Raw genomic sequence first — 16,875 nt, 5'->3', positions numbered from 1 at the left:
TGGGGAACGCGAGCCCATTGTGCTCCACGGGAAGGACGGCAAACGCCGCCCGCGGGGCCCCGCTCCGCTCCACCACGATCATCCAGGACGCGCGAGAACCCGCGGAAACGCGTCCCGGAACGCCGGGGGGCGGTTCGGCGCGCGGACCGGCGGCCGCTGGGCCCCACTCCGCACCACCCCTCCTGACCTGCGGTTTCGCGGCCCGAATTCGCGCACGGAGGGTGTTTTTCTTGTTGACGGTGGGGAAGAGTGGAGTAGAGTGGGGCGCCGTGGGGGCGGTAGCACCCCATGCGGCGCGGGGAGGTGGGGCCGGTGTTCCTCGGCACCCATTCACCGCGCCTCGACGACAAGGGACGACTGTTCCTGCCGGCGAAGTACCGCGAGGAGCTGTCGGGGGGATTGGTGATCACGAAGGGCCAGGAACGCTGCCTGTACGTCTTCCCCATGGCGGAGTTCCAGCGGATTACCGAGGCTCTGCGTGCCGCGCCGGTCACCGAGAAGGCGGTCCGGGGCTACAGCCGGGTCTTCTTCGCCAGCGCCTCCGACGAGGTACCGGACAAGCAGGGCCGCGTCACGATTCCCCCGCCGCTGCGCAAGTACGCGGGGCTCACCCGCGACTGCGCGGTGATCGGGGCCAACACGCGTCTGGAGATCTGGGACGCCCAGGCCTGGGAGACCTACCTGGAGCAGGAGGAGCAGACGTTCTCCGACGTCTCGGAGGAGGTGTTGCCAGGGATCCTCTGAGCGAAGACTCGTCGGTCCGTTGACCGGCTATGGCCCACGTTCGGCCAGGTCTCCAGCCGCTCTCCGAGCCAGCTGGCGCAGCTTCCCCGGTGCCAGACGGCGACCCCCCGCGGAAACGCGGTGATCTTCCTCTAGGGCAGCGGATGGGGACCTGGCCGGGCGAGGCCGCCGCCGGGGGCACGGGACGGTCCGGTCCGGCGATGCCACAAGTCCGCGAGCGAGGTGGCAGTACAGGGGGTGGAGCATGCACGTGGGCGACCACGCAGACGCGGGTGACCACGCGTCCGAGGACGCCGGCCGCCGGGCCGCGGGTCCCGGGCCGGACGCCGGCCATGTGCCGGTCATGCTCGACCGCGTCCTGGAGATCCTCGTCCCCGCCGCGGAGGCCGTCACCGGCCGCGACCCCGTCTACCTCGACGCCACGCTCGGCATGGGCGGCCACGCCGAGGCGATGCTGCGGGCCGTCCCGCGGCTCCGGCTCATCGGCCTCGACCGCGACACCGTCGCGCTGGAGCGCTCCGCGCGCCGGCTCGCCCCGTTCGGCGACCGGGTGGCGCTGGAGCACGCCGTCTACGACCGCATCCCCGAGGTGCTGCGCCGGCTCGGCGCGCCCGCGGTGGACGCCGTCCTGTTCGACCTCGGGGTGTCCTCCCCGCAGCTCGACGAGGCGGGCCGCGGCTTCGCCTACTCCTACGACGCCCCGCTCGACATGCGGATGGACCGCACCCAGCGGCTCACCGCCGCCGAGGTGGTCAACGGCTACCCGCCCGCCGAGCTCGCCCGCATCCTGCGCGAGTACGGCGAGGAGCGGTTCGCCCAGCGGATCGCCGCGGCCATCGTCCGCGAGCGCGAGCGCGAGCCGCTGGAGACCACCCGCCGGCTCGCCGACCTCGTGCGCACCTCCATCCCGGCCGCGACCCGCCGCACCGGCGGCAACCCGGCCAAGCGCACCTTCCAGGCGCTGCGCATCGAGGTGAACGGCGAACTCGACATCTGGCGCCGGGCGCTGCCCGCCGCCCTGGACGCGCTCCCGGTCGGCGGCCGGGTCGCCGTCCTGTCCTACCACTCCCTCGAGGACCGCATCACCAAGCGCGTCCTCGCCGCCCAGGCGGCCGACACCACCCCGCCGGACCTGCCCGTCCCGCTGCCCGAGCACGAGCCGAGGTTCCGGCTCCTGACGCGCGGGGCCGAGCTGCCGTCCGGTGCGGAGACCACGACCAACCCACGGGCCGGATCGGTGCGGCTGCGCGCCGCGGAGCGGGTCCGGGAGGCGACATGACGACGACGAGCAGGCGCCCGCCGGTTAGGGCGCCCAAGAAGAAGAGGACGGCCGCGGCGGCGGGCGGGACGGCGACGGCCGTGAAGGCCCCGCCCGCGAGCCCGCCGAAGGCGCCGCCCAAGAGCCCGCCGAAGGCGCCGGCCAAGGCCGCGCCCAAGGGCACGGCCAAGGGCACGGCCGGGAACGCGAAGCCGGCGGCCGTCCGGCCCCGTCCGGCGGCGGCCCACCGCGCCGCGCCGCGCGCGCCGTTCGTGCTGCTCATCATCGGGCTGCTCGGCGGCGCCCTGGTGAGCCTGCTGCTGCTCAACACCGTCCTCGCCAAGGACGCGTTCACGCTGACGCGGCTCCAGCAGAGCAACAAGCAGCTCCAGCAGCAGCGCCAGGCGCTGGAGGAGGAGAACGCGCGCGAGGGCTCCCCGGCGGGGCTGTCGCGCAAGGCCAAGGCGCTCGGCATGAAGGAGGCCGAGGACCCGGCCTTCTTCGACACCGAGACCGGCCGGGCGAGCGGCGGGAAGATCCGTCCCGTGCCGCACGCGGCCGCCGCGTCGGCCGGTGCCGCGGGCGTCGTCGGCGTCCCCGGCACCGTGGTGCCCGGCGACGGCGTCCGGCCCGCCGCCGGCTCCGCGGCCGGCGCGCGGCCGGGAGGCGGGACGCGGTGACGGGGCGCCGCGCCCGGAAGCGGGGCGCACGGTGACGAAGGAGCGGGGGGCACGGTGACGAAGCGGCCGGGGCCCGGGACCGCCGGCCCGCCGCCCGGCCGGCGCCGCGGACCGGACGGGCGGGCCCCCCGGGGCTCGGCCGGGCGGGACGACAAGAGCGGCCCGGGCGCGGCGCGCGCGTCCGGGCACCAGACCGGTGGCGGTCCGCGCTCCCCGGGCGGGAGGGCGGACGGCGCGGGACGGCCGGGCAAGAAGGGCAGCGCGCCCCGCCGTCCCGCGCGCGGCGGGACGACCCCCGCCCCGCGCAAGGAGACGGCCCGCAAAGAGACGGCGCGTCAGGACTCTGCGCGCAAGGAGCCCGCGCGCGAGGATTCCCCGCGCAAGGACTCGAAGCGCAAGGACTCGATGCGTAAGGACTCCACGCGTAAGGACTCCGTGCGCAAAAAGCCCGCGCACGAGGATTCCGTGCGCAAGGACTCGGCGCGCAAGGGGTCCGCGCGCAAGGAGAGCCCGCGCAAGGAGAGCCCGAGCAGGGAGGGCCTGCGCAAGGAGACTTCTCGCGGCGGCGCCGGGCGCAAGGGCGCCGGTGCCAAGGCGTCCGGCGGCAAGGCCGGCGGGCGCAAGGCGGGCGAGCGCACGACCGCGTCGCGGATGGGGGCGGCGCGGGCGACGGCCACCGGGCCCGCGCGCACGAAGCCGCCCGCCGACGGCCCGCGCACGCCCCGGGGCGGCCGCCCGGCCGGCTCGGGGCCGCGCCCCGGCGGCTCGGGGCCGCGTCCGCCGGGCCGGGGGCCGCTCGCCCGCGTGCCGTTCAACCGCCGCGACCCGATGAAGCGCCTCAACGTGGGCCTGCTCGCCGTCGCCTTCGTGCTGTCGCTGTTCGCCGGGCGCCTCGTCCAGCTGCAGACGATCGAGTCCGGGAAGTACACCGAGGAGGCGATGCGGCAGCGGATGCACAAGATCGAGCTGCCCGCCGTCCGCGGCGACATCACCGACGCGCAGGGCCACCCGCTCGCGATGACGCTGGAGGCGCGCAAGATCTACGCCGACCCGTCGCTGATCGAGCCGGCGAAGCGGCAGAAGGTCGTGAACGCGCTCGCCCCGACGCTCGGCCTGAACCCGGCGACGCTGCTGAAGCAGATCAGCAGGCCCGACACCCAGTTCGTCGACCTCGCGCACGGCGTCCGGCCCGACCAGGCCCGGCTCATCATGTCCTGGGACCTGCCCGGTATCGGAACACTTCCGGAATACCGCCGCGAATACCCCAACGATTCGCTGGCCGCCAGCGTCATAGGTTTCGTGAACGACACGGGGAAGGGCGCCGCGGGCCTGGAGAGCTCGCTGAACGACGTGCTCGCCGGGCGCGCCGGCTGGCAGCGGGTGGAGATCAGCCTGGAGGGCCAGCACATCCCCATGGGCGAGGACCAGAAGCGCCCGTCCGTGCCCGGCCGCGGCGTCCGGCTCACGCTCCAGCGCGACCTGCAGTTCATGGCGCAGGAGGCCATCGAGAAGCAGGTGAAGGCCAGCAAGGCGGCCGGCGGCAGCGTGATCGTCATGGACCCGCGCACCGGGAAGCTGCTCGCGATGGCGTCGGCGCCCGGGTTCGACCCGAACCACTACGCCGACTCCGACCGGTCCCGCTGGGGCAGCCCGCTGGTGCAGGACGCCTACGAGCCGGGCAGCACCGGCAAGGTCGTCACGGCCGCCGCCGTCATGGAGTACGGCGGCGTCACCCCGCAGACGCCCTACACCGTCCCCGACAAGATCAAGAAATACGACGTCGTGTTCCATGACTCGCACCCGCACGCGCCGGAGCGGCTCACCTTCACCGGGGTGCTGGCCAAGTCCAGCAACGTCGGCACCATCATGGCCAGCGAGAGCATCACCTCGCAGCAGCTCTACCGGACCCTGCGCGACTTCGGGTTCGGGCAGAAGACCGGCCTGCCGCTGCCCGGCGAGACGCCCGGGCTGCTCACCCCGCCGAACAAGTGGTCGGGCACCGACCGCTACCCGATCGCGTTCGGGCAGACCGTGTCGGTGAACGCGGTGCAGATGGCGAGCGTGTACGCGACCATCGCCAACGGCGGCGTCCGCGTCGCGCCGTCCCTGGTCGCCGGGACGGTCGGCGAGGACGACCGGTTCACCGCGGCGCCCGCGCCGCCGCGCAAGCAGGTGATCAGCGCGAAGACGGCGCGGCAGATCAGCGACATGCTGGAGAGCGTCGCCACCGCCGAGGGCACCGCCCCGAAGGCCCAGATCAAGGGCTACCGCGTCGCCGGCAAGACCGGCACCGCCGAGATCGTCAACCCGCGCTGCGGCTGCTACGACGGCGGCGGCTACACCGCCTCGTTCGCCGGGTTCGCCCCGGCGGACGATCCGCGGCTCGTCGTGCAGGTCGTCCTGCAGGATCCGAAGCGGGGCAGCCACTATGGTGGCGATGTGGCCGCACCGGTCTTCAAGGACGTGATGAGCTTCGCCCTTCAGTCCGAGAAGATCCCGCCGACGGGGAGCCGACCGCCGATCGCCCAGATCCACGCCGGAGACTGACCGCAGCGAGTACCCTCCTCGCCTGTGGGTCCACCACCCGCGTCCCACCAGTCCCGTTACGCCCACACCGAAAGAACAGCCATGCGTCCGACCACCAATCCGGCCCGCCCGCTGAGCGGGCTCGCGGAGCTACTCGGGATCGAAGGGGACGGGCGGGACGGCGCGTCGGCCACGGGGATCACGCACGACTCGCGGGCGGTGCGGCCCGGCGACGTCTACGCGGCGCTGCCCGGCGCGCGCGCCCACGGCGCCCAGTTCTCCGTCCAGGCCGCCGACGCGGGCGCGGCCGCGATCCTCACCGACCCCGACGGGTACGACCGGGCGGCGGCGACGGGCCTGCCGGTGCTGGTGGTGCCGGACGTCCGCGCCCGGCTGGGCGACGCCGCGTCGTGGGCGTACGGCGACCCGGGGCGCGACATCACGCTCATCGGCGTCACCGGCACCAGCGGCAAGACCACGACCGTGTTCCTGATCGACGCGGGGCTGCGCGCGGCCGGGATCGAGACGGGCCTGGTCGGCGGCGTCGAGATCCGGGTGGGCGGCGAGCGGGTGCCGAGCGCGCTCACCACCCCGGAGGCGACCGACCTGCACGCGCTGCTGGCGATGATGCGCGAGCGCGGCGTCGGCGCCGCCGCGATGGAGGTGTCCAGCCACGCGCTCGTGCAGGGCCGCGTCGGCGGCGCCCGCTACGAGGTCGCGGTGTTCACCAACCTCTCGCAGGACCACCTCGACTACCACCCGACCATGCAGGACTACTTCCTGGCGAAGGCGCGGCTGTTCACGCCGGAGTACTCGCGCGTCGGCGTGGTCAACCTGGACGACCACTACGGCCGGGAGCTGCTGGAGATCGCCGCGGTGCCGACGACGACGTTCTCGGCGTCCGGGGACCCGGCGGCCGACTGGCGGGCCGAGGACGTGCGCGTCGGCGCCGACGGCAGCGTGTTCCGCGTCGTCGGCCCGGGCGGCATCGAGGCCGACGCCGAGGTCCGGCTCGCCGGCCCGTTCAACGTCGCGAACGCGCTCGCCGCGATCGTCGCGCTGGTCGAGGCGGGCATCACGCTGCAGGCCGCCGTCCGCGGGGTCGCCTCGCTGCCCGGCGTCCCGGGCCGGCTGGAGCGCGTCGACGAGGGCCAGGACTTCGTCACGCTGGTCGACTACTCCCACAAGCCGGGCGCGGTCGAGGCCGTGCTGAACGCGCTGCGGCCCGTCACCGAGGGGCGGCTCACGGTGGTGCTCGGCTGCGGCGGCGACCGCGACCGCGGCAAGCGGCCGCTGATGGGCGAGGCCGCCGCCCGGCTGGCCGACACCGCCTACTTCACCAACGACAACCCGAGGTCGGAAGATCCGCTCGCGATCCTCGCCGCTATGGTCGAGGGCGGGCTCAAGGTGCCGCAGCCCGAGCGTGCGCACATCGTCGTGGAACCCGACCGCGCCGCCGCGATCGGGCTGGCCGTCGGCCGGGCCCGCCGCGGCGACGTGCTCGTCGTCGCGGGCAAGGGCCACGAGCAGGGGCAGAACGTGGCGGGCGAGGTGCATCCGTTCGACGACCGCGAGGTCGTCCGCGCGGCGCTGCGGCGCCGGGCACCCGGCGCCGCGACACAAGGGATTAGAGGGGACGGGACGCAGGCGTGATCCCACTTCCGCTGGCGACGATCGCGGAGATCACGGGAGGCACCGCGCAGGGGCCTCCGGACGTCGTGGTGAGCGGCCCCGTCGTCATCGACTCGCGCGCCGTGCGGCCCGGGGCGCTGTTCGCGGCGTTCAAGGGCGAGCGCGCGGACGGGCACGACTTCGCGGCCGGGGCGCTGGCCGCCGGTGCGGCGGCGGTGCTGTCCCAGCGCGCCGTCGAAGGGCCGTGCGTGGTCGTGCCCGACGTCCAGGAGGCGCTCGGCCGGCTGGCCCGCGGCCTGCTGGAGCGGCTGCCGGACGCGACCGTCTTCGCGGTGACCGGGTCGGCGGGCAAGACGTCCACCAAGGACCTCATCGCGCACCTGGTGAGCCGCGCCGGGCCGACCGTGCACCCGCCGGGCTCGTTCAACAACGAGATCGGGCTGCCGCTCACCGTGCTGCGCGCGGACGCCGCGACCCGCCACCTCGTCCTGGAGATGGGCGCGCGCGGGATCGGCCACATCGCCTACCTGACCGGCATCGCGCGGCCCGACGTCGGCGTGGTGCTGAACGTCGGCACCGCGCACGTCGGGGAGTTCGGCGGCCGGGAGAACATCGCCCGCGCCAAAGGCGAGATCGTGGAGGCCGTGCCGCCGGGCGGGACCGCCGTCCTCAACGCCGACGACCCGCTGGTCGCCGCGATGGCGTCCCGCACCCGCGGCGAGGTCGTGACGTTCGGCCGCGGGCCGGACGCGGTGGTCCGGGCGGTGGAGGAGACCCTCGACGAGCAGGGCCGGGGCAGGTTCACCCTCGTCACCCCGGAGGGCTCGGCGCCGGTGGCGCTGCGCCTGCACGGGGCGCACGCCGTCCCGAACGCGCTCGCCGCGGCCGCCGCCGCCCGCGCTGCGGGCCTGCCGGTCGAGGCGGTCGCCGCCGCGCTGGCGGAGGCGGTGCCGGAGAGCCGGTGGCGGATGGAGGTCACCGAGCGGGCCGACGGGGTGACCGTGGTGAACGACGCCTACAACGCCAACCCCGACTCGATGCGCGCCGCCCTCGACGTGCTCGTGCACATGGCGCGCGGGCGCCGCGCCTACGCGGTGCTGGGGGAGATGGCCGAACTCGGCGACTCCGCCGTGGCGGAACATGCCAAGATCGGGCAGCATGTCGCGCGCAGCGGGATCGCCGGGCTCATCGTCGTCGGCGCGAACGCGGCGGCGATGGCCGAAGGGGCCGGGCAGGTGGCGTCATGGACGGGAGAGTGCGTGCAGGTGGATGACGTCGGCGCGGCGGTGGCCGCGCTCAGCGAGCGGCTCGCGCCGCGGGACGTCGTACTGGTGAAGGGCTCTCGCGTGGCGGGACTGGAACGGGCGGCCGAGGCGCTCCTCGCGGAGGACGCCCGATGACCAACATCATCATCGCCGCGGGCGTCGCGCTCGTCTTCGTGGTGGTCGGCACACCGGTGTGGATCCGGATCGTCAACCGGCTCGGCTACGGCCAGATGATCCGGGACGACGGCCCGGAGGCGCACCTGAAGAAGCGCGGCACCCCCTCGATGGGCGGGACGGTCTTCATCGTCGGCGCGCTCGTCGGCTACGCGGCGGCGCACCTGTTCACCGGGGAGGAACCGACGATCTCCGGCGTCCTGGTGCTGTTCCTGATGACGGGCCTCGGCCTCGTCGGGTTCGTGGACGACTACATCAAGGTGTTCAAGCAGCGCAGCCTCGGCCTGCGCAGCGGCGCCAAGATGATCGGCATCATCCTCGTCGGCGTCGTGTTCGCCGTCGCGTCGCTGAACTTCCCCAACGGCTACGACATCACCCCCGCCGACCCCCACCTGTCCTTCCTGCGCGACTTCGGCCCCTCGATCGGCCCCTACCTGTTCGTCATCTGGGCGCTGCTGCTCATCGCGGCCATGTCCAACGGCGTGAACCTCACCGACGGGCTGGACGGCCTCGCCGCGGGCCCGGCCGGCATGGTGCTGGCCGCCTACGTGATCATCGGGAACTGGCAGCTGCGCAACAGCTGCGCTGCCGCCCTCGCCCCCAACTGCTACAGCGTCCGCGACCCCCTCGACCTCGCGGTGGTCGCCGCGGCCGTGCTCGGCGGCGTGTTCGGATTCCTGTGGTGGAACGCCCCGCCCGCGAAGATCTTCATGGGCGACACCGGCTCGCTGGCCCTCGGCGGCGTGCTGGTCGGCCTGGCGATCCTCACCCGCACCCAGTTCCTGCTCGCCATCCTGTGCGGGCTGATCGTGATGATCACCCTGTCGGTGATGATCCAGGTCGGCGGGTTCAAGATGACCGGGAAACGGGTGTTCAAGATGGCCCCGCTGCAGCACCACTTCGAGCTGTCCGGCTGGGCCGAGACCACGATCGTCGTGCGGTTCTGGCTGATGTCCGCGCTGTTCACCGCGGCCGGGCTCGGCCTGTTCTATCTGGAATGGATGCCGAAGAAGTGAACCAGCCCTGGGACGGCCCGACCGTGTGCGTGGCCGGGCTCGGCGTGTCCGGGCGCGCCGCCGCCCGCGTCCTCGCCGGCCGCGGCGCCCGCGTCATCGCCGTGGACGCCCGCGACGGCGACGAGCAGCGCGGCCACGCGGCCGAGCTGGAGGCCCGCGGGGTCGCCGTCCGGCTCGGCGACGGCGAGAGCCTCCCCGAGGGCACCGGCCTGGTCGTGACCTCGCCGGGCTGGCGGCCGGACACGCCGCTGCTCGCCGCGGCCGCCGCCGCCGGCATCGAGATCATCGGCGAGGTGGAGCTCGCCTGGCGGCTGCGCGGACCGGACGCGGCGCCGTGGCTCGCCATCACGGGGACGGACGGCAAGACGACCGTCGTCCGGATGCTGGCCTGCATGCTCACCGCCGCGGGCCACAAGGCCCTCGCGGTGGGCAACGTGGGTACGCCGATCGTCGAGGCCGTCGGCGAGCCGTACGACGTGCTGGCGGTGGAGCTGTCGAGCTACCAGCTGCACTGGTCCAGCTCGCTCGCCCCGGAGGCGGCGGTCGTCCTGAACGTCGCGCCCGACCACCTCGACTGGCACGGCTCCATGGACGCCTACGTCGGCGCCAAGGGCAAGATCTACGCGGCCTGCGGCACCGCGGTCTACAACGCCGACGACGACACCTCCGCCGCGCTCGCCGAACGCGCGGAGGGCGCCGGCCGGCGGGCCGGGTTCACCCTGCGCGTCCCGCGGCCCGGCGAGCTCGGCGTCGTCGAGGACCTCCTCGTCGACCGCGCCTTCACCGACGACCCGGCGAGCAGCGCCGCCGAACTGGCCGCGCTCGCCGACGTCCGCCCGTACGCGCCGCACAACGTCGCGAACGCGCTGGCCGCCGCCGCGCTGGCCCGCGCGTTCGGGGCGCCGCCCGAGGCCGTCCGGGAGGGGCTGCGCTCGTTCGTCCCCGACCCGCACCGCATCCAGCACGTCGCGGACGTCGCCGGGGTCGCCTACGTCAACGACTCCAAGGCGACCCAGCCGCACGCCGCCGCCGCGTCCCTCGCCGCCTACGAGTCCGTTGTGTGGATCGCCGGCGGGCTCCTCAAGGGGCTGGACGTCGACGACCTGGTGCGTTCGTGCGCCGGGCGGCTGCGCGGCGCCGTGCTGATGGGCCGCGACCGGCACCGGCTCGCGGAGGCACTCGCGCGACACGCGCCGGATGTCCCGGTCATCGACGTGCCCGACACCGACACTGGGGCCATGGAACGCGTCGTCAGCGAAGCCGCAGCCCTCGCCCGCCCGGGAGACACCGTGCTCCTCGCGCCCGTCGGGGCGTCCTTCGACATGTTCGCCAACTACCCGGCCCGCGGGGACGCCTTCATCGCGGCCGTCGAGCGCCTCGCCGGGGCGCCCGGCTCCGGTGGCGCCCGCCCCGCCGGCCCGGGCAGCGACCCCCGGAACCCGGGATAGGCATGACCGCCGCGGCCGAGGAGGAGGGCGGCGGGCGGCCGGGGCCACGGGAGCAGGTGGTCGCCGCCGTCGGGCTGCTCGACCGGCCCCTCACCTCCTACTACCTGGTGCTGGGCTGCTCGATGATGCTGCTCGCGCTGGGCCTGACGATGGTGCTGTCGGCCTCCAGCGTGAAGCAGCTCCAGGCGACCGGGTCGGCGTACACGCTGTTCCAGAAGCAGGCCGTGTGGGTCGCCATCGGGCTGCCGGGCATGTGGCTGGCGTCCCGGCTGCCGGTGAAGACCTTCCGCGCCCTCGCCTACCCGATGCTGCTGCTGTCGATCGTGTGCCTGGCGCTGGTGCTCGTCCCGGGGCTCGGCCGCAGCGCGGGCGGCGCCACCCGCTGGGTCGACCTCGGGCCGGTGCAGATCCAGCCGTCCGAGCTCGCCAAGCTCGCCCTCGTGCTGTGGGGCGCCGACCTGCTGGCCCGCAAGGACCGGCTCGGCCAGCTCACCGAGTGGCGGCCGCTGCTCGTCCCGCTGATGCCGGGCGCCGGCGTCCTGGTCCTGCTGGTGATGCTCGGCAGCGACCTCGGCACCACGCTGGTGCTCCTCACCATCTTCCTCGCGCTGCTGTGGGTCGTCGGCGCGCCCGGACGGCTGTTCGTCGGCATCGCCGGGCTGGTCGCGCTGCTGCTGTCGATCCTCATCATCGTCGAGCCGTACCGGCTGCAGCGCCTCACCGGCTACCTCGACCCGTCCGGCAACAAGCTCAGCACCAACTACCAGGGCACCCAGGGGCTGTACGCGCTCGCGTCCGGGGGCCTGTTCGGCACCGGGCTCGGCGAGGGCCGCGCCAAGTGGGACTACCTGCCGCACGCCGACACCGACTTCATCTTCGCGATCGTGGGGGAGGAGTTCGGGCTGGTCGGCACCCTCGTCGTCCTCGGCATGTTCGGGATGCTCACCTACGCCGGGCTGCGGATCGCGCGGCGGGTGAAGGACCCGTTCACCCGGCTCGCCGCCGCGGGCGCCACCGCCTGGATCGTGGTGCAGGCGGTCGTGAACATCGGCGCCGTCATCGCCGTCCTACCCATCACGGGGATCCCGCTGCCGCTGGTGTCCTACGGCGGGTCGGCGCTCATCCCGACGCTGTTCGCGCTCGGGATGCTGCTGTCGTTCGCCAAGCGCGAGCCCGGCGCGCGGCAGGCACTCTCCGCACGTGGCCCCGGACCCGTCGTGAGGGCTCTAAGCTGGCTGGGTCTGGCACGGCGTTGAAATCCCCCCTTTCGAACACGCTGAGGAGTTGTCAACGAGCATGAGGGTTGTCCTGGCCGGCGGGGGCACCGCCGGACACATCGAGCCCGCCCTGGCCCTCGCCGACGCGCTGCGCCGCAACGACCCGAACACCGGGATCGTCTGCCTCGGGACCGAGCGGGGGCTGGAGACCCGTCTCGTCCCGCAGCGGGGCTACGAGCTCGCGCTGATCCCGCCGGTGCCGCTGCCGCGCACGCTGACCCCGCAGCTGCTGTCGGTGCCCGGCCGGCTGCGCGGCGCGATCAACGCGGCGGCGGCCGTCCTCGACCAGGCGCAGGCCGACATCCTGGTCGGCTTCGGCGGCTACGTCGCCACCCCCGGCTACCTCGCGGCCCGCAAGCGCAAGGTGCCGATCATCGTGCACGAGGCCAACCCGAAGCCCGGCCTCGCCAACAAGCTCGGCGCCCGCTTCACCGAGCACGTCGCCGTCTCGCACGCCGACTCGCCGCTGCCGAACCCCACGTTCGTCGGCATCCCGCTGCGCCGCGAGATCGCGACGCTGGACCGGCTCGCCATGGGCGACAAGGCCCGCTCCTACTTCGGGCTGCTGCCCGACCTGCCCACGCTGCTGATCTTCGGCGGCTCGCAGGGCGCCCGCTCGCTGAACCAGGCCGCGGTGGCCTCCGCGCCGTACTTCCGGCAGGCCGGCATCCAGGTGCTGCACATCGTCGGGCCGAAGAACACCGAGGAGCCCGAGCCCGCGACCGGCGGCCCGCAGTACGTCACGATCCCCTACTGCGACCGGATGGACCTCGCCTACGCCGCCGCCGACATGGCCATGTGCCGCGCGGGCGCGATGACCTGCGCCGAGCTGGCCGCGGTCGCGCTGCCCGCGGTGTACGTGCCGCTCCCGATCGGCAACGGCGAGCAGCGCCTCAACGCCGAGCCGATCGTCGCGGCGGGCGGCGGCATGCTCGTCGACAACGCCGAGCTGTCGCCCGACTGGATCGCCCGGAACCTGCTGCCGGTCCTGGCCGACCCGGCCCGGGTCGCGCACATGTCCGAGGCCGCGGGCCGGATGGGCCGCCGGGACGCCGACGTCGCGCTCGCCCGGATGGTGTACGACGTGGTCCGCCAGGCGGGCGCCGCGCGATGAGCCTGATCGACCCGGGGGAGGTCGTGCCGGCCGGCGAGCTCGGCAGGGTCCACTTCATCGCGATCGGCGGCGCCGGGATGTCCGGCATCGCCCGCATCATGCTGCGGCGCGGCATGGCCGTGTCCGGCAGCGACGCCCGCGACTCCGAGCTGCTCGCCCAGCTCGGCGACCTCGGCGCCAAGGTGTTCGTCGGGCACGACGCCGCGTACGTGGGCGACGCCGACACGGTGGTGGTCTCCACGGCGATCCGGGAGACCAACCCCGAGCTGGTCGCCGCCCGCGAGCGGGGGCTGCGCGTCCTGCACCGGTCCGCGGCGCTCGCGTCCCTCATGGCGGGGCGGCGCGCCGTCGCCGTCGCCGGGACGCACGGCAAGACCACCACCACCTCGATGCTGACGGTCGCGCTCCAGCACGCGGGCGCCGACCCGTCCTACTGCATCGGGGGCCAGCTGGTCACCACCGGTCTCGGCGCGGACGAGGGGTCCGGCGACGTGTTCGTCGCCGAGGCCGACGAGAGCGACGGCTCGTTCCTCATGTACACGCCGCACATCGCGGTCGTCACCAACGTCGAGGCCGACCACCTCGACAACTACGGCGGCTTCGAGATGGTGAAGGAGAACTTCGCCCGGTTCGTCGACCGGGTCGAGCCGGGCGGGACGCTCGTCGCGGGCGCCGACGACCCGGTCGCGATGGAGCTCGCCGGCCTCGCCCGGGCCCGCGGGCTGACCGTCCGCACCTACGGCGAGGCCGAGGGCGCCGACCTGCGGGTGACCGGGTTCACCCCGCGCGGCCTCGGGTCCCGGTTCGAGATCGCGGGGGCCGGCGAGGTGGCGCTGGCGGTGCCGGGGCGGCACAACGCCCTCAACGCCGCCGCCGTCGTCGCGGTCGCGCAGGCCCTCGGGGTGGACGGCGCGGCCGTGCGGGCGGGACTCGCCGCGTTCGGCGGCGCGATGCGGCGGCTGGAGCGCAAGGGCGCGGCGGGCGGCGTCGAGGTGTTCGACAGCTACGCCCACCACCCGACCGAGCTGACCGCCGACCTGGAGGCCACCCGCGACTACCTGGGCGAGCAGGCGCGGGGCGGGCGGATCATCGCGGTCTTCCAGCCGCACCTGTACAGCCGCACCCGGTTCTTCGCCGCCGAGTTCGGCGCGGCGCTCGGCCTCGCCGACGTCGCCGTCGTGCTGGACGTGTACGGCGCCCGCGAGGACCCGGAGCCCGGCGTGACCGGCGCGCTGGTCGCCGACGCCGTCCCGGCCGGCACCGAGACCGTGTACGCGCCCGTCCGGGACGAGGTGCCCGGCATCGCGGCGTCCCTGGCCCGGCCCGGCGACGTCGTGATCACGCTGGGCGCGGGCGACGTGACGCAGCTCGGGCCGCTCGTCCTGGACCGCCTCGCCGCGCCGTGAGTGACACGCCGCCGCCCGCGCGGTCGGCGGCGACGGGGCACGCGACTGCCAAGCTTGGGTCATGACCGAGGCGCGGACGGACCGGCGCGCGGCCCCGCCGCGGGAGCCGGGGGACGGGCGCGGCCGCCCGAACCGGTGGAAGGCGATCTTCGTCACGCTGCTGGTCGTCGGCGCGCTCGGCCTGGTGACCTGGGTGCTGCTCGGCTCCCGGCTGCTGGTGGTGCGGCACGTGGAGGTGTCCGGCGCGGGCCTCGCGCCGCGCGACCGGATCGTCGCCGCCGCCGCGATCGACCTCGGCACGCCGATGGCGCGGCTGCGCACCGGCGCGGTCGCGCAGCGGGTGGAGCGGCTCCGCGAGGTCGAGTCGGCGGAGATCGAGCGGCACTGGCCGGGCACGGTCCGGATCGTGGTGCGCGAGCGGGTGCCGGTCGCGGTCTTCCAGCGCGACGGCCGCTACCACCTGCTCGACCGGCACGGGGTGGTCGTGGCCGACGGGGAGTCCCGCCCGTCCGGGCTGCCGACGCTGACGGCCGCCTCGCCGGGGCCGTCCGACCAGGCGACCCGCGCGGCGCTGTCCGTGCTGGCCGGGCTGCCGGAGCGGCTGCGCGCCGGGCTGGGCGAGGTGGAGGCCACCGGCCCCGAGGCGGTCACCCTGCACATGAAGGACGGGCAGACGGTGGTGTGGGGCGCCGCCGAGCGGGCAGGAGAGAAGATCAGGCTGCTGGACGCGGTGCGGCGCACCGCGTCCGGCCGCGCCATCCGCACCGTCGACATCAGTTCCCCCGGGGTCCTGAAGACCAGCTGATTCCGGCGAAGTGGTCCGGGGAAGTGGGCCGGGTGCGTGTGTCGCGGCGCTTCCGGCCGTCCGATGGGGCACGCTGGAACGGTCATGCCGGATCGAGGCGGACGAGGGAGGGGCATGCCGGTGCACGCGGGCCGCCGGACGGGCGGCCGTCCGACGACAACCAGGGCAAACCTGTGCCAGGTGCGACACGCCGGTGGAGTTCGGGGGAGGTTAGTTGACCCTGGCGGTAAGGCCGCCCTACTGTCCGTATCAGTCTTCAGGTTGACATAACTGTAAGCCTCAAGTTGAGGGTGAGGGTTTCGGCCCCGCCCCAGTGCACAGGTCGGGAACACCGCGGCGGCACGGTCGGTCGGACCGGGCAGGGCGGTCGGAGAGAGCGGAAAGGCCCCTCGTCGTGGCAGCACCGCAGAACTACCTCGCGGTCATCAAGGTCGTCGGCATCGGCGGCGGCGGCGTCAACGCCGTCAACCGGATGATCGAAGAGGGTCTCAAGGGCGTCGAGTTCATCGCGATCAACACGGACGCCCAGGCGCTGCTGATGAGTGACGCCGACGTGAAACTGGACGTGGGCCGCGAGCTCACCCGCGGCCTCGGCGCCGGGGCCAACCCGGACGTCGGCCGCAAGGCCGCCGAGGACCACCGGGAGGAGATCGAGGAGGTCCTCAAGGGCGCCGACATGGTGTTCGTCACCGCCGGGGAGGGCGGCGGCACCGGCACCGGCGGCGCGCCCGTGGTCGCCAACATCGCCCGCACCCTCGGCGCGCTCACCATAGGCGTCGTCACCCGCCCGTTCAGCTTCGAGGGCAAGCGCCGCGCCATGCAGGCCGAGGCCGGCATCGAGACGCTGCGCGACGAGGTCGACACCCTCATCGTCATCCCCAACGACCGGCTGCTGTCGATCTCCGATCGGCAGGTCAGCGTGCTGGACGCCTTCAAGGCCGCCGACCAGGTGCTGCTGTCCGGTGTCCAGGGCATCACCGACCTCATCACCACCCCGGGCCTGATCAACCTGGACTTCGCCGACGTCAAGTCGGTCATGTCCGGCGCCGGCTCGGCGCTGATGGGCATCGGCTCCGCGCGCGGCGACGACCGCAGCGTCGCCGCCGCCGAGATGGCGATCTCCAGCCCGCTGCTGGAGGCCAGCATCGACGGCGCGCACGGCGTGCTGCTGTCCATCTCCGGCGGCTCCGACCTCGGGCTGTTCGAGATCAACGAGGCCGCGCAGCTGGTGTCGAACGCCGCCGCGCCGGACGCCAACATCATCTTCGGCGCGGTCATCGACGACGCGCTCGGCGACGAGGTCCGGGTCACGGTGATCGCGGCGGGTTTTGACGAGGGCCGTCCCGCCAAGCCCGTCCCCGAACCGGAGAGCAAGCGGCTGCCGCCGCCCCCGCCCCGCCCGGTGCCGCCGCCGGCGTCCGCGCCGCCCGCGGCCCCGGCCAACCCGATCCCGAGCCGGGTCGGGCGGGCCGAGCCGGCGAGCGGCCAGCAGCCGGGCCGGCCCGCGGGCCAGCAGGGCGCGCAGCCGTC

13 protein-coding genes are annotated in these 16,875 nt (G+C 74.4%); all 13 read left to right on the top strand.

Features of this window, described 5'->3' with window-relative positions:
- Positions 1-312: 312 nt before the first annotated feature.
- Positions 313-744: a division/cell wall cluster transcriptional repressor MraZ gene (gene mraZ, locus ABFX46_RS26785; RefSeq protein WP_346046544.1), complete on the top strand. Its 432-nt coding sequence runs from the start codon at positions 313-315 to the stop codon at positions 742-744.
- Between the two features lie 244 nt (positions 745-988).
- Positions 989-2,023, top strand: a complete 1,035-nt coding sequence (gene rsmH, locus ABFX46_RS26780) for a 16S rRNA (cytosine(1402)-N(4))-methyltransferase RsmH (protein ID WP_346046227.1) — start codon at positions 989-991, stop codon at positions 2,021-2,023.
- Positions 2,020-2,682, top strand: coding sequence for a cell division protein FtsL (gene ftsL / locus ABFX46_RS26775; protein WP_346046225.1), 663 nt, complete (start codon positions 2,020-2,022; stop codon positions 2,680-2,682). The genes rsmH and ftsL overlap by 4 nt, the downstream gene beginning before the upstream one ends.
- Positions 2,683-3,510: 828 nt before the next feature.
- Complete coding sequence (locus ABFX46_RS26770) at positions 3,511-5,229, top strand: peptidoglycan D,D-transpeptidase FtsI family protein (RefSeq protein WP_487046971.1); 1,719 nt, start codon at positions 3,511-3,513, stop codon at positions 5,227-5,229.
- Between the two features lie 81 nt (positions 5,230-5,310).
- Positions 5,311-6,861: a UDP-N-acetylmuramoyl-L-alanyl-D-glutamate--2,6-diaminopimelate ligase gene (locus tag ABFX46_RS26765; RefSeq protein ID WP_346046221.1), complete on the top strand. Its 1,551-nt coding sequence runs from the start codon at positions 5,311-5,313 to the stop codon at positions 6,859-6,861.
- Positions 6,858-8,240: a UDP-N-acetylmuramoyl-tripeptide--D-alanyl-D-alanine ligase gene (locus ABFX46_RS26760; protein WP_346046219.1), complete on the top strand. Its 1,383-nt coding sequence runs from the start codon at positions 6,858-6,860 to the stop codon at positions 8,238-8,240. The genes ABFX46_RS26765 and ABFX46_RS26760 overlap by 4 nt, the downstream gene beginning before the upstream one ends.
- The gene (gene mraY, locus ABFX46_RS26755) at positions 8,237-9,295 is read left to right on the top strand and encodes a phospho-N-acetylmuramoyl-pentapeptide-transferase (protein WP_346046217.1); all 1,059 of its coding nucleotides are present in this window, start codon (positions 8,237-8,239) and stop codon (positions 9,293-9,295) included. The genes ABFX46_RS26760 and mraY overlap by 4 nt, the downstream gene beginning before the upstream one ends.
- Positions 9,277-10,743: a UDP-N-acetylmuramoyl-L-alanine--D-glutamate ligase gene (murD, locus tag ABFX46_RS26750; protein ID WP_346046215.1), complete on the top strand. Its 1,467-nt coding sequence runs from the start codon at positions 9,277-9,279 to the stop codon at positions 10,741-10,743. Before mraY ends, murD begins: the two co-directional genes overlap by 19 nt.
- 2 nt (positions 10,744-10,745) lie before the next feature.
- A complete protein-coding gene (gene ftsW / locus ABFX46_RS26745; protein WP_346046214.1) occupies positions 10,746-11,999 on the top strand; it encodes a putative lipid II flippase FtsW in 1,254 nt (417 codons plus the stop codon).
- Between the two features lie 40 nt (positions 12,000-12,039).
- Positions 12,040-13,134: an undecaprenyldiphospho-muramoylpentapeptide beta-N-acetylglucosaminyltransferase gene (murG, locus tag ABFX46_RS26740; RefSeq protein ID WP_346046212.1), complete on the top strand. Its 1,095-nt coding sequence runs from the start codon at positions 12,040-12,042 to the stop codon at positions 13,132-13,134.
- Positions 13,131-14,540 carry a UDP-N-acetylmuramate--L-alanine ligase gene (gene murC / locus ABFX46_RS26735; RefSeq protein ID WP_346046211.1) on the top strand — a complete coding sequence of 470 codons (1,410 nt, stop codon included), beginning with the start codon at positions 13,131-13,133 and terminating at the stop codon, positions 14,538-14,540. Before murG ends, murC begins: the two co-directional genes overlap by 4 nt.
- 61 nt (positions 14,541-14,601) lie before the next feature.
- A complete protein-coding gene (locus ABFX46_RS26730; RefSeq protein WP_346046210.1) occupies positions 14,602-15,345 on the top strand; it encodes a cell division protein FtsQ/DivIB in 744 nt (247 codons plus the stop codon).
- A 394-nt stretch (positions 15,346-15,739) separates the two neighbouring features.
- Positions 15,740-16,875, top strand: a 1,136-nt coding sequence (gene ftsZ / locus ABFX46_RS26725) for a cell division protein FtsZ (RefSeq protein ID WP_346046209.1), incomplete at its 3' end; no start/stop codon positions are given.

The organism is Actinomadura chokoriensis, from assembly GCF_039529475.1.
Classification (GTDB): Bacteria; Actinomycetota; Actinomycetes; order Streptosporangiales; family Streptosporangiaceae; genus Spirillospora; species Spirillospora bangladeshensis.
The sequence above is the reverse complement of the archived record's forward strand: the minus strand, read 5'-3'. Positions and strand labels throughout refer to the sequence as shown.